Source organism: Micromonospora sp. NPDC000442 (assembly GCF_042898635.1).
In the GTDB taxonomy this organism is placed as follows: domain Bacteria; phylum Actinomycetota; class Actinomycetes; order Mycobacteriales; family Micromonosporaceae; genus Micromonospora.
Genome location: NZ_JBIAYZ010000006.1, coordinates 149,480 through 161,726 on the forward strand (window position 1 = coordinate 149,480; position 12,247 = coordinate 161,726).

Consider the following 12,247-nt stretch of genomic DNA (forward strand, 5'->3'; position numbering starts at 1 on the left):
GTCGGCTACGACTTCGGAACGACGGTCGAACTTCTCGCCCGATACGGTCATCCGATCTTGATGGCCCTTAGCCAACTACGCACTATGGACTTTCTGTTTCCCCGGATGTCCCGGCTGTATCAGGATGCCCTCGACTCCGAGCTGCTGTTCCGGCAGACGGTGCCGGCGGCCGCGGTTGGTGCCCGCATCGGTGCCGATCCGGGGGTGCTGGCCGAGTACCTGAAGATCTACGCACTGGGTCAGACCCTCATCCTCAACAACATGGACCGCCACCTCGACCTTTCGGCTTCCTACAGCATCCGCGACCCGGCCTTGCTGCTTGCCGACGTCAACTCGACCATGTGCCTTTCGGTGACCAGCCTGCTGACGATGGTTCGCGAGGCGTCGCTCACACCAGCAGGCGTTCGGGCACTACCGGTGATGGCCGAGGTGACGGCGGAAATCGTCCAGTCCATGTACGACAACTACGCCGCCCGCTTCGACCCAGCGCCGCTCGAAGACGGAGACAGCCTTGTCAACTGGTATCGGATGGATGTCAGGTCTCGACACCTCGGATCTGGCTTCTATTCGTCTGGCCTTCTCGGACTGCTTGCCTATCTCGGGAAGACCGTGCCGGACGGCTTGGCCGACGGGGTCCGCGACATGCGTCGGTTGAGGCAGCGGGTGGACGAACTGGCGGACCTGTTCGAGGACACCGTTACTGGGCTGGTGAGCTACCCGGTCGCCAAGGGGCTCGCCGAGCCGACGCTCAACGCGCACCTGCGCCATTCGATCAGCAAGCTCTGGACCCGGGCGCAGCAGGTCATCGGCAGCCACGGCAGGCATGCTGGTGTGCTCAACCGGGCGCTGGCCGACGATCCTGAGCTGAACGAGACGCACAGCGCCATCTTGGAGATGCTGGTGTCGGGTGGCATCATGCGGGAGTGCTACCGGGAGGCCGATGCCCTCTGGCGTGAGATCGCGCTCGGCCTCGATGCTCTGGATCCTCGGTTCGGTGAGCCGCTCCTGGCGATCATCGACCTCAAGCGGGCGCTGCTCGACCGCCTGGCGATGAATGGCTGGCAGAACAACCCACCTCCGCACACGTTCCAGGACATGATCGAAGCAGCGGGATTGGAAGCGACGACATGACGAGTGCCGAGAGCCGGCTCGAAAACTCTGCCAAGGCTGTCATCCTCGATGGCGACAGGGTGCTCCTGCTGAAGTATGTGGACCACCAGATGGGGCTCGGGGTCTGGTACTCGCTGCCCGGCGGCCGGCAGCAGTACGGCGAGACGTTGACCGAAACTCTGATCCGTGAATGCCAGGAGGAGATTGGCGCGGACGTGGTGCCAGGGCGTCTGCTCTTCGTTCGTGAGTACATCCACGCGCGCCACGACCTGGCCGGGAAGGGGCGCGATCAACACAAGATCGAGTTCTACTTTCTCGCGGAACTCAAATCGGAGTTGTCCGCCGACTACCTGGCCGCAGACGATGTCTCCGACGAGGGCCAGCAGGGGATGCGCTGGTGCAACCTGCCCGACCTGCGGCACCTCAACATCTTCCCCACCGGTCTCCGTAAGCTGGAGGACGTGGTGAACATCAGCACGGACACCTACTGGGGCGACACTTACTGACGGAAGATCTCCAGGCCGCCGGAGACGCAGTCTGCGATGGCGGTCCCCAGACCTGCTCGCGGAGCACGATGCTGCGGAACGGGATTCCGCTGGCCGACCGGGGCGCCTCAGTCGAACAGGACCACCGTGCGGGCACCTTCGCCCCGGGCCATCCGGGCCAGCGCCTCCGGTGCGTCGTCGAGGGTGATCCGGTCGGTGACCAGGAAGTCGAGGTCGAGGGTGCCGTCGAGCACCGCGCGGGCCAGCTCGGGCACGTCGCGGTCGGGGTCGGAGGAGCCGTACACCGAGGAGCGCAGGGTGCGGGCGGAGTGGAAGATCTCCAGGGCGCTGAGGGCGACCATGTCGTCCTTGCCGCCCATGCCGACCACGATGACCTGCCCGCCGCGACGGGTCGCCCGCCAGGCGGCGCGGATGGTGGCGGCCCGACCGACGCACTCGACCGCGTGGTCGACGCCGCGCCCACCGGTGAGCGACCGTACCGCGCGGCTGAGGGTGTCGTCGGCGAGCAGGAAGTCGGTGGCACCGGCCGCGTACGCCAGTTCGGCCTTGGCGGGTGCGACGTCGACGGCGATGACGGTGGCGGCACCGGCCGCGCGGGCGGCGGCGACAGCGGAGAGGCCGACGCCGCCGAGGCCGATGACGGCTACCGAGTCGCCGGGCTGCACGTCGGCGGTACGGCGGATCGCGCCGACGCCGGTGAGCACCGCGCAGCCGAGCAGCGCGGCGGTGGGGAAGGGCAGGTCCGGCGGTACGGTCACCACGGCCTGCTGCGGCACCACCACCTGCTCGGCGAGCGCCCCGAGGCCGAGGGTGACGTGCAGGGGCGCGCTGCCGATGGTGTGCCCGACGGCGGCGGCCGGGTTGCCGGAGCGTTCGCAGAGCCACGGCTCGCCGTGCCCGCAGTACCAGCAGTCGCGGCACGGGGGTGCCCAGTTGAGCACCACGTGGTCACCGACCGCGATCCGGTCGACGCCGTCGCCGACCTCGACGACGACGCCCGCGGCCTCGTGGCCGAGCAGCAGCGGGTACGGCGCGGCGATGGTGCCGTCGACCATGGACAGGTCGGAGTGGCAGACGCCGGCCGCCCGGACCGCCACCCGTACCTGCCCGGGGCCGGTGCCGGGCAGCTCGACCTGTTCCACCCGGGGCGGCGTGCCGACGCCCCGGACCACCAGGCCCCTCACCGCTGGATCGCCTTCACTTCGCAGAACTCCTCAAGCCCGTGTACGCCCAGCTCGCGGCCGACGCCGGACTGCTTGTAGCCGCCGAACGGGGCGAGCGGGTTGAACGGCGCGCCGTTGATGTCGACGGCACCGGTGCGCAGCCGGCGGGCCACCCGAAGCGCCCGCTCCTCGTCGCCGGACCAGACCGCACCGGCCAGCCCGTACCGGGAGTTGTTGGCGACCCGCACCGCCTGGTCGTCGTCGTCGACCGGGATGACCGCCAGCACCGGCCCGAAGATCTCCTCCTGGGCGAGGGCGCTGTCGGGGTCGACGTCGGCGATGACCGTCGGGGCGACGAACCAGCCGCGCTGCGGAACGGGGGAGTCGGGTCCACCGGCGATGAGCCGGCCGCCGTCGGCCAGACCCCTGGCGATGTGGTCGCGTACCCGGTCCCGCTGGGCGGCGGAGACCAGCGGGCCGAGCCGGGTGGCCGGGTCGAGCGGGTCACCGAGCCGGTAGCCGTCGGTCGCCTTGGCGGCCAGGTCGAGGGCCTCGTCGTAGCGGTCCCGGTGCACAAGCATCCGGGTCCAGGCGGTGCAGGTCTGGCCCGAGTTGAGGAACGCGTTGCCGACGCCCACCTTCACCGCTGTGGCCAGGTCGGCGTCGTCGAGGATCACGTTCGCCGACTTGCCGCCCAGTTCGAGCGACACCCGAGCGATCCGGTCGGCGGCCAGGTGCGTGATCCGCCGGCCGGTGGCGGTGGAGCCGGTGAAGGAGACCAGGTCCACGTCGGGGTGCCCGGCGAGGGCCTCGCCGACCACCGGCCCGGTGCCGGTGACCAGGTTGACCACGCCGGGCGGCAGGCCGGCTTCGTCGATGGCGTCGAAGAGCAGGTACGCGGTCAGCGGGGTCAGTTCGCTCGGCTTCAGCACCAGCGTGCAGCCGGCGGCCAGGGCGGGCGCGAGCTTGGCGACGATCTGGTGCAGCGGATAGTTCCACGGGGTGATCGCCCCGACCACACCGACGGGTTCGCGTACCACAAGGGAGTTGCCCACGGTCTGCGGCGCGGGCGGGTGGGCGGCCAGGTCGACGTAGCTGCGCAGCACGGTCAGCGGCAGTCCGGCCTGGACCCGGGTGGCGACCTTCAGCGGCGTGCCGAGTTCAGCGGCGACGGTGTGCGCGATGTCGTCGACGCGGGCGGTCAGGGCGGCGTGCAGCCGGTCGAGGTGGGCGGCCCGGTCGGCGGGATCGGTGGTCGACCAGCCGTCGAAGGCGGCCCGGGCGGCGGTCACGGCCCGGTCGACGTCCTCGGCGGTGCCGGCCGGGACCGTGCCGAAGACCGCCTCGGTCGTCGGGTTGTGCACCTCAAGCGACTGTCCGCCGGCCGCGCGCACCCAGCGTCCGTCGAGGTAGAAGTCGGTCCGTACGGATTCCATGGGCTCCTCACCTCGACTAAAACTAGCGGTGCAAGTTTGAACTCTAGTACGCCGAGCCGCCCGGCGGGAGGGGTGGCAGCGGGCCGACGACGCGTTCGTACGTGTGCGACAGCCCGTCGATGAGCGCCTCCAGGCCCAGCGCGAAGGCGCCCTCGTCGACCTGGTGCTGGTGCTCGGCGAGGCGGTGGGCCTGGCTCAGGTGCGGGTACTGCTTCGCGTAGAGCCCCGGATCCTTCACGAAGCCCTGGGCGAAGGAACTGAGCGCGGAACCCATCACGAAGTAGCGCATGAGCGCGCCGATGTGCGTCGCCCGGGCGGGCGGCCAACCCGCCGCGACCAACCCGCCGTAGACGGCGTCGGCCATGGCCAGCGCCGCCGGGCGTCGACCCGGGCCCTGGGCCAGGTGCGGCACGATGTTTGGATGGGCGGCGAGCGCGGCCCGGTAGGAATGCCCCCAGCGTCGTAGCGCCTCACGCCAGTCGACCTCGCCGAAGAACGACACGTCGACCTGGCCGGTGATGCTGTCCGCGACCGCGTCGAGGATCTCGTCCTTGGTGGCGAAGTGGTTGTAGAGCGAGGGTCCGCGTACCCCGAGGGCGGCGGCGAGCCGACGGGTGGAGAACGCGTCGAGCCCCTCGGCGTCGATCAACGCGGCGGCGGCCTCGACGATCCGCGCCCGGCTGAGCAGGGCTTGTCGCGGCCGGGGCATGGGCGTCCTCCTTCGGGTTAGTGGCTCGCGGGGAACTTTGCCACACCGGGGTCTGGACAGCATAAAACTTGCACCGCTAGTTTAGCGCCATGGACCTTCACCTCTCCGCCGAGCAGGTCGCGGTCCGTTCGCTCGCCGCCGACTTCGTCAACCGCGAGGTGGTGCCGCACGCGACGGCCTGGGACCGGCGCGAGGCGGTCGACCCCGGCATCGTCGGCAAGCTCGGCGAGGTCGGCTTCCTCGGCCTCACCATCGCCGAGGAGTACGGCGGCTCCGGCGGCGACCACCTCGCGTACTGCCTGGTGCTTGAGGAACTCGGCCGGGGTGACTCGGCCGTCCGTGGCATCGTGTCGGTCTCGCTCGGCCTGGTCGCCAAGTCGATCGCCACCCATGGCACCCCGGGGCAGCGGGAACGGTGGCTTCCGCCGCTCTGCTCCGGCACCGCGCTCGGCTGCTTCGCGCTCACCGAGCCGGACAGCGGCTCGGACGCGGCGGCGCTTACCACCCGCGCGGTCCGCGACGGCGACGACTGGCTGCTGACCGGCCGTAAGACGTTCATCACCAACGGGACCACCGCCGACGTGGCGCTGCTCTTCGCCCGTACCGGCGGCCCGGGCCACCGGGGGATCACCGCGTTCCTGGTGCCGACCGACAGCCCGGGCCTCACCCGGTCGGAGATCAAGGGCAAGCTGGGCCTGCGCGGTCAGGCCACCGCCGAACTCGTCCTCGACGCCGTCCGGGTGCCCGACACCGCCCGCCTCGGCGACTGCGGCACCGGCTTCAAGCTGGCGCTGGCCACCCTCGCCAAGGGCCGGATGTCGGTCGCCGCGGGCTGCGTCGGCATCGCCCAGGGCTGCCTGGACGCCGCCGTCGGCTACGCCGGAACGCGTACGCAGTTCGGCAAATCGATCGCCGGACATCAGCTCGTGCAGCAGTTGCTCGCCGGCATCGCGGTCGACACCGCCGCGGCGCGGCTGCTGGTGTGGCGGGTCGCCGACCTGATCGACCGGGGCGAGCCGTTCGCCACCGAGGCGTCGATGGCCAAGCTGTTCGCCAGTGAGGCCGCCGTCCGCGCGGCCAACGACGCCATCCAGGTCTTCGGCGGGTATGGCTACATCGACGAGTACCCGGTCGGCAAGTACCTGCGCGACGCCCGCGTCGCCACCCTCTACGAGGGCACCAGCCAGATTCAACAGTTACTCATCGGGCGGGCGCTCACCGGCGTCAACGCCTTCTGAACCCGCGAGAGGAAGCGTGCGCACATGGACTTCGGGCTCTCCGACGAGGAGCGGGCCATCCGCGACACCGCCCGCGACTTCATCACCCGGGAGGTCATGCCGCTGGAGCAGGAGCTGCTGCGCCGCGAGCGGGCCCACCAGCCCGGCCTGGAACGCTCCGAGCTGAGGGAGTTGCAGCTCAAGGCCCGAAAGTTCGGTTTCTGGGGGCTGGCCACGCCAGCGGAGTACGGCGGCATGGATCTGCCCGCCGTCGTCCAGTCGCTGATCTGGACGGAGATCGGTCGCACCTTCGTGCCGTTCCGCTTCGGCGGCGAGGCGGACAACATCCTCTTCCACGCGACCGAGGAGCAGCGGCAGGAGTTCCTGCTGCCCACCATCGAAGGGGAGCGGAACTCCTGCTTCGCCATCACCGAGCCGGGCGCCGGCTCCGACGCCGCGAACATCCGGTTCCGGGCCCGCCGCGACGGCGACGACTGGATCCTCAACGGCGAGAAGACCTTCATCACCGGCGGCAACGAGGCGGACTTCGCCATCGTCATCGCGGTCACCGATCCCGAGCGGGGGGCCCGGAACGGCGGGGCGACCGCGTTCCTGGTGGACCGGGCGATGGGCTGGCGGTCGGAGTTCATCCCTACCATGGGCGAGGGCGGGCCCGCCTCGCTGTTCTTCGACGACGTACGGGTACCGAACCGCAACATCCTCGGCGAGGTGGGGCAGGGTTTCGCCCTCGCCATGCAGTGGATCGGCAAGGGGCGCTACACCATCCCCTCGCACGCCGTCGGCATCGCCGAACGCGCGTTGCGGATGGCCATCGACCACGCCAACACCCGGGAGACCTTCGGGGCCAAGATCGGCACCAACCAGGCCATCCAGTGGATGATTGCCGACTCGGAGACCGAGCTGGAGGCGGCCCGCTGGCTCATCCTGCGGGCCGCGTGGACGGTTGACGCCGGCCTGGACCCGAGGCACGCCTCCTCGATGGCGAAGCTCTACGGTGCCGGCATGGTCAACCGGGTGGTCGACCGGGTCATGCAGATCCACGGCGGGATGGGCTACACCCGCGAGCTGCCAATCGAACGCTGGTACCGGCAGGTGCGGCTGTACCGGATCTTCGAGGGCACCGACGAGATGCAGCGACTGATCATCTCCCGCGACCTGCTGCGCGGGTACACGAAGCTCGGAGGGCATCTGGGATGAGGCGCTTCGCCAGCATCGACGAGTTGGCCGGCGCGGTCGGCGAGCGACTCGGGCCGGGCCCGTGGTTCCCCATCGACCAACGCCGGGTCGACAGGTTCGCCGACGCCACCGATGACCACCAGTGGATCCACCTCGACCAGGAACGGGCGGCGGCCGGACCGTACGGCGGCACCATCGCCCACGGCTACCTGACGCTCGCCCTGCTGCCCGCGCTGGTCGGCCGCCTGTACCGGGTGGACGGGGTGCGGATGGGGGTCAACTACGGCCTCAACCGGGTCCGTTTTCCGGCGCCGGTACGCGTCGGCAGCTCGGTGCGGGTCGTCGCCACGATCGACGAGGTCAGCCCCTTCGAGGGCGGGGCGCAACTGGTGGCCACGGTGACAGTGGACGGGGACGGCGGCGGCAAGCCGGTCTGCGTGGCCGAGACGGTGAGCCGGCTGTATGCGGACCCGCCCCGATGACGGCGCTCTCCCCGGCGACAGTGCTGGCCGGAGCCGCCGACCGGCACGCCGACACCGTCGCCGTCGTCGACGGACGGGCTCGCGTCACGTACGCCGAACTGTGGTTGGAAGCCCGCTGCTACGGCGCGGGGCTACGGGCCGCCGGGGTGCGCGACGGTGACGCGGTGGCCCTGCTCGCGCCGAACGTGGTGGACTTTCCCCGGGTCTACTACGGCGCCCTCGCCGCAGGTGCGGTCGCTGTGCCGGTCGGCGTGCCGGTCGGTCCGCAGGCCGACCACCTGGCCCGAGACGCGAGGCTGCTGGTCTGCCACACCTCGCACCTGGCCGCCGGGCGGCGGCTCAGCGCCCGGGCGGGGGTACCACTGCTCACGGTCGGCCCGAGCCGGGGCCTGTCCGGCGCACCCCGGTTGGAAGATCTTTGTGACACCCCACCCGGCGGCACTGCCACGTTCGCGGACCCCGACGTCGACCCGGCCGCCGAGCCGGACGGCACCGACGTGGTGCTCGGCTGTCTACCGTTGGGCGGTCGGTTCGGCCAGGCCGTCGCGCTGACCGGCACCTTCCGGGCCGGGGCGACCCTGGTGCTGCTGAGCCGCTTCACCGGCCCGGCGGCGTTGGACCTGATGCTGCGCGAGGAGGTCACCGTCTTCCACGGCACGTCGGCGATGTACGCGGCCCTGCTCGACGCGGCGCGGGGCCGCCGGGCGTTGCCCCGGCTGCGTCGCTGCGTGAGCCGGGCCCCGCTGCCGCCGTCCCTGCGACAACGCTTCACCATCACCTTCGACACGGTCGTCCACGCGGCGGAGGGGGAGCGCGACTCGCCCGTGCCGGACCCATCCGCGGGCAGGTCGCGCCCGGCGCGGCGGCTCCGCTCGCGTCGCCTGGGCTGCCACGGCGACCGGTACCGGCGGGGGCCCGGAAGCTAGCGCGGTGGCCAGTAGCTCTCGCCGCGCCAGGTCGCACCCGGCCCGACCCGGCGACCGGCGCGCTTCCGATCGCCGTGCGGGCCGTCCGACGCCCTCGCCTACGATTCGGCCATGATCCGAAACGAGCCGGTGACGGCCGAGGTGCGACTGCGCCCGATGACGGCGGACGACGCCGACCGGGTACTGGCGATCTACCAGGCCGGGCTGGACGGTGGGAACGCCAGCTTCGAGACGGTCGCGCCGTCCTGGGCCGACTTCGACGCCGGTCGGTTGCCGGCGCACCGGCTGGTGGCGGTCGATGCGGACGGGACGCTCATCGGCTGGATCGCCGTGTCGCCGACCTCTGCCCGAGCGGTCTACGCCGGGGTGGTGGAGCACTCCGTCTACGTCGACCCGGCCGCCCAGGGCCGGGGCGTGGCCCGGCTGCTGCTCGACGCGCTTATCGAGTCGACCGACGCGGCGGGCATCTGGACGATCCAGTCCGGCGTCTTCCCCGAGAACACCGCCAGCCTGGCGCTGCACCGGCGGGCCGGGTTCCGGGTGGTCGGCACCCGCGAACGGGTGGGCCGCCACCACGGCCGCTGGCGTGACGTCGTCCTGCTGGAGCGCCGCAGCCCGGTCGTGCACTGAACCGCGTCGGCGGGGGCCGGCGAGCCGCCGGCCCCCGCGCCTGCGGTGCTACGGGTACTGCCTCAGGTAGACCGGAGCGCCGACCCGGTCCATGTCGGCCGCCTCGCCCACGCCGTTGACGACGTGGTCGATGGTGCCGGCGCTGAGGTTGACCGTCATGATGTGGTGCAGCCGGACGCCGGGGCGTACCGGCACCTCGAAGCCGTTCTCGGTACGGATCGACGGATCGTTCTGGTTGAACACGTACACCCCGCCACCGTGCAGGGTGTGGTGGCGGACCCGGTCGCCGACCTTGTAGCCGGCCCACCCGTTGACCTTGCCGTTGTGCCAGTCCGCCTGCGTGGGCGGGTCGTACGGCAGTTCGTTCTGGTAGAGGATCGTGGTGCCGTGCTCACCGTTCCACACCGTGTTGTACCGCTGGAAGTGCTCGACGAACAGGCCGGTGGCGGTGACGTGGTCGCCGTTGACGACGACGCCGTAGCGACCCGTGTTGGTACGCCAGCGGTCGGTGTCGCCGTTGACGCCTTCGGTGAAGCCCTCGACACCGTGGTCACCCCGCCACACCCAGGTGTGGTCGATCAGGACGTGGTCGCTGTTGACCTCCAGCGCGGTGTCCGTCCGGCCGATGTGCGGGCCGCCGACCCGGAAGTACACGTCGGACAGCGTGATCGGGTTGCGCGGGGTGCTGTGGTTGCGGCCGTGCTTGCGGCCGACCCGCAGCAGCACCGGTGATTCCTTCAGGCCCGCGTCGATTGTGACCCCGGCGACGACCACGCCGGGCACCCCGGCAACGTTGAGCGGCACCGCGCCGTTCACCGCGGTAAGCGTGGCGTGCCCGATACCGAGCACGATCGTGTCGGGCCTCCGGACCTCGATGCTGCGGGCCACGTCGTACACCCCGGGGGTGAGCAGCAGGTGCCGGCCCCGGGCGAGTTCACGGTTGATGACGTGCACCGGATCGGACGGTCGGGCGACGAAGAAGTCGCTGATCGGGATGGTCCGACCCGGCGTCATCCGGGTACCCCAGGTGATGCCGCGCGTGTCGCGGCGCACGGCCGGCACCCGGACCTGGTACTTCCCCCTGGCGTCGACGAACAGGTACGGCTTCTCCCGGCTCAGCGGGGTGGTGTCGAGCGTCGTGTACGGCGGGTCGGGGAACCCGGCGTCGTCGGGAGCGCCGACCACCCCGGCGAACACCTGGTTCCATACGGCGTTGGACCAGCTCTCGACCTCACTGTTGCGGGTGAGCCACTGCTGCTGGGAGCCGTTGGTGGTGGCCGGCAGCCGGGAGTCGGCGATGAAGCCGCCGCTTGCGTACTGCGGCCCGTTGGTGCAGTAGTCCATCAGCGACAGTCCGCCGCCGCTGATGTCGAGCCGCCGCATCGACACGGCCTGCGACACGGCCCAGAAGTTGGCCGTGGCGCGGCAGTCGTCCTGGCCGGCGGCGTTGATGCGCAGGGACAGGTTGCTCAGCGTGCGCCAGAAGTTGACAAGCGCGATGCAGTTGGCGGTGCCGCCCTCGGTGAGGCAGCGGTTGTACGTCTCGACCTTGCCGTTGATGACCACGTCGGTGGGGGAGGCGCCCAGGCCGGAGATCTCGGTGTAGTAGCCGACCTTGATCTGGAGTGGCTGTTCGGCGGTGCCGTACTGGCCCGGCCGGAACAGGTAGGCGTGTCGGTTCGTGCCCATCTCGTTGTCGACCTGTGCGGCGTGCGCCGCGTCGAGGGTCGCCTGGATCTGGCTGACCGGCATGCTCGGGTCGAAGATCGTGACATTGGGCCCGAAGGTGGGGTTGGCCGGTCGGGGCGGGCCGGCGCTGACCGGCGTGTTCGTGGCGACCGCGGCGGTGGTCAGCACCAGCCCGAAGGCAAGTGCCCGACCGAGTCGCCGGTGTGGTGGTGGGGTCGGCATGCGTTCGTCCTTCCGATCGGGCACGGTGCGGTGTCCGTTCCGACGACGTGGGAGACCACGGTGGCGGGAGAGGATCACGACGCTGTGAGAGCGCTCTCTCGCCGAGATGTTTCTACCCCCTAACGCCGCCGCGCGCCATGCCTGGAGCGGATCGGGCTGCGGCCGACACCGTCGGATGCCCGCCGCTCGATCACCTAGTCGGAGGGCAGGGCGTCCGACGGTCCGGAAGGTACCCTCGGCCGGTGTTCTCGCCTCACGGCCCGTCGCTACGGGAGCTGTGCGTCCAGGCGCTCTCCTCGGTGGAGCGTGGCTACGACCTGCTGGCGCCGAAGTTCGACCACACCCCGTTCCGTACGCCGGACAGCGTTCTTCGCGCGACCGCGCTAGCGCTGTCCGAAGTCGGGTCGTTCGACCACGGGCTGGACGTGTGCTGCGGCACCGGCGCGGGAATGCAGGTCCTCAGCTCCCTGTGTCGGGACCGGATCACGGGCGTGGACTTCAGCGCCGGGATGCTCGCGCAGGCGCGCCGCACATTCCCGGACGCCACCTGGGTACGGGCCGACGCTCGGGCCCTGCCGTTCACCGAGGGGTTCGATCTCGCGGTCAGCGCCGGCGCGCTCGGGCATTTCCTGCCGGAGGAACGGCCCGCGCTCTTCGCCGGGGTCCACCGGGCGCTGCGGCCGGGTGGGCTGTTCGCCGTTCCGATCGGTACGCCGTCGCCGCGTACCTCCGTCGCGCACTGGGTCACGCGCGGATTCGACCTGACCATGCGGGTCCGCAACGCCGTGTGGCGTCCACCGTTCGTGATGTATTACCACACCACCAGCCTGTCCGCGCTGCGTGACGACCTGACGGCGGTCGGCTTCACCGTGACGGACACCGCCCTGACCGGTCTGGGGCAGCACCGCGACGGCAGGCCACGGTTCCGGCTCATCCTCGCGCGCAAGCGCTGAGGTCCCT

Annotated in this window: 12 protein-coding genes; 8 read left to right on the forward strand and 4 right to left on the reverse strand. The window is 70.9% G+C overall.

What is annotated here, in order from left to right:
- Positions 1-84 precede the first annotated feature (84 nt).
- Complete coding sequence (locus tag ACFY2A_RS11825; RefSeq protein ID WP_387170944.1) at positions 85-1,131, forward strand: hypothetical protein; 1,047 nt, start codon at positions 85-87, stop codon at positions 1,129-1,131.
- Positions 1,128-1,616, forward strand: coding sequence for an NUDIX domain-containing protein (locus ACFY2A_RS11830; protein ID WP_387170946.1), 489 nt, complete (start codon positions 1,128-1,130; stop codon positions 1,614-1,616). Before ACFY2A_RS11825 ends, ACFY2A_RS11830 begins: the two co-directional genes overlap by 4 nt.
- A gap of 107 nt (positions 1,617-1,723) precedes the next feature.
- On the opposite strand, the gene ACFY2A_RS11835 is transcribed toward ACFY2A_RS11830, so the two are convergent.
- From ACFY2A_RS11835 to ACFY2A_RS11845, 3 genes are read right to left on the reverse strand one after another with little or no spacing between them, the layout of a single operon-like run.
- Positions 1,724-2,800, reverse strand: a complete 1,077-nt coding sequence (locus ACFY2A_RS11835) for an alcohol dehydrogenase catalytic domain-containing protein (protein ID WP_387170948.1) — start codon at positions 2,798-2,800, stop codon at positions 1,724-1,726.
- Positions 2,797-4,215, reverse strand: coding sequence for an aldehyde dehydrogenase family protein (locus ACFY2A_RS11840; RefSeq protein WP_387170950.1), 1,419 nt, complete (start codon positions 4,213-4,215; stop codon positions 2,797-2,799). The genes ACFY2A_RS11835 and ACFY2A_RS11840 overlap by 4 nt, the downstream gene beginning before the upstream one ends.
- 43 nt (positions 4,216-4,258) lie before the next feature.
- On the reverse strand, positions 4,259-4,924 hold the full coding sequence (locus ACFY2A_RS11845) for a TetR/AcrR family transcriptional regulator (RefSeq protein ID WP_387170952.1): 666 nt from the start codon (positions 4,922-4,924) through the stop codon (positions 4,259-4,261).
- 89 nt (positions 4,925-5,013) lie between these two features.
- Between ACFY2A_RS11845 and ACFY2A_RS11850 the strand changes: the two genes are divergently transcribed.
- The 5 genes from ACFY2A_RS11850 to ACFY2A_RS11870 all read left to right on the forward strand — a co-directional run bounded on the left by ACFY2A_RS11850 (position 5,014) and on the right by ACFY2A_RS11870 (position 9,376).
- Positions 5,014-6,162 (forward strand): acyl-CoA dehydrogenase family protein, encoded by a 1,149-nt coding sequence (locus ACFY2A_RS11850; protein ID WP_387170954.1) that lies wholly within the window; start codon positions 5,014-5,016, stop codon positions 6,160-6,162.
- A gap of 24 nt (positions 6,163-6,186) precedes the next feature.
- Positions 6,187-7,359, forward strand: a complete 1,173-nt coding sequence (locus ACFY2A_RS11855) for an acyl-CoA dehydrogenase family protein (protein WP_387170956.1) — start codon at positions 6,187-6,189, stop codon at positions 7,357-7,359.
- Positions 7,356-7,820, forward strand: a complete 465-nt coding sequence (locus ACFY2A_RS11860; protein ID WP_387170958.1) for a MaoC family dehydratase — start codon at positions 7,356-7,358, stop codon at positions 7,818-7,820. Before ACFY2A_RS11855 ends, ACFY2A_RS11860 begins: the two co-directional genes overlap by 4 nt.
- Complete coding sequence (locus tag ACFY2A_RS11865) at positions 7,817-8,746, forward strand: AMP-binding protein (protein WP_387170960.1); 930 nt, start codon at positions 7,817-7,819, stop codon at positions 8,744-8,746. Before ACFY2A_RS11860 ends, ACFY2A_RS11865 begins: the two co-directional genes overlap by 4 nt.
- Before the next feature lie 111 nt (positions 8,747-8,857).
- Positions 8,858-9,376 (forward strand): GNAT family N-acetyltransferase, encoded by a 519-nt coding sequence (locus ACFY2A_RS11870; RefSeq protein ID WP_387170962.1) that lies wholly within the window; start codon positions 8,858-8,860, stop codon positions 9,374-9,376.
- A gap of 48 nt (positions 9,377-9,424) precedes the next feature.
- On the opposite strand, the gene ACFY2A_RS11875 is transcribed toward ACFY2A_RS11870, so the two are convergent.
- Positions 9,425-11,287, reverse strand: coding sequence for an adenylyl cyclase (locus ACFY2A_RS11875; protein ID WP_387170964.1), 1,863 nt, complete (start codon positions 11,285-11,287; stop codon positions 9,425-9,427).
- 242 nt (positions 11,288-11,529) lie between these two features.
- On the opposite strand from ACFY2A_RS11875, the gene ACFY2A_RS11880 reads away from it, so the two are divergent.
- Positions 11,530-12,240 (forward strand): class I SAM-dependent methyltransferase, encoded by a 711-nt coding sequence (locus tag ACFY2A_RS11880; RefSeq protein WP_387170966.1) that lies wholly within the window; start codon positions 11,530-11,532, stop codon positions 12,238-12,240.
- Positions 12,241-12,247: the final 7 nt, after the last annotated feature.

What these genes read in the sequence shown, in the direction of transcription:
- ACFY2A_RS11875 (WP_387170964.1), bottom strand. Translation starts at nt 11,287, where the DNA reads ATGCCGACCCCACCACCACACCGGCGACTCGGTCGGGCACTTGCCTTC.
- ACFY2A_RS11870 (WP_387170962.1), top strand. Translation starts at nt 8,858, where the DNA reads ATGATCCGAAACGAGCCGGTGACGGCCGAGGTGCGACTGCGCCCGATG.
- ACFY2A_RS11860 (WP_387170958.1), top strand. Translation starts at nt 7,356, where the DNA reads ATGAGGCGCTTCGCCAGCATCGACGAGTTGGCCGGCGCGGTCGGCGAG.
- ACFY2A_RS11830 (WP_387170946.1), top strand. Translation starts at nt 1,128, where the DNA reads ATGACGAGTGCCGAGAGCCGGCTCGAAAACTCTGCCAAGGCTGTCATC.
- ACFY2A_RS11825 (WP_387170944.1), top strand. Translation starts at nt 85, where the DNA reads ATGGACTTTCTGTTTCCCCGGATGTCCCGGCTGTATCAGGATGCCCTC.
- ACFY2A_RS11850 (WP_387170954.1), top strand. Translation starts at nt 5,014, where the DNA reads ATGGACCTTCACCTCTCCGCCGAGCAGGTCGCGGTCCGTTCGCTCGCC.
- ACFY2A_RS11845 (WP_387170952.1), bottom strand. Translation starts at nt 4,924, where the DNA reads ATGCCCCGGCCGCGACAAGCCCTGCTCAGCCGGGCGCGGATCGTCGAG.
- ACFY2A_RS11865 (WP_387170960.1), top strand. Translation starts at nt 7,817, where the DNA reads ATGACGGCGCTCTCCCCGGCGACAGTGCTGGCCGGAGCCGCCGACCGG.
- ACFY2A_RS11840 (WP_387170950.1), bottom strand. Translation starts at nt 4,215, where the DNA reads ATGGAATCCGTACGGACCGACTTCTACCTCGACGGACGCTGGGTGCGC.
- ACFY2A_RS11855 (WP_387170956.1), top strand. Translation starts at nt 6,187, where the DNA reads ATGGACTTCGGGCTCTCCGACGAGGAGCGGGCCATCCGCGACACCGCC.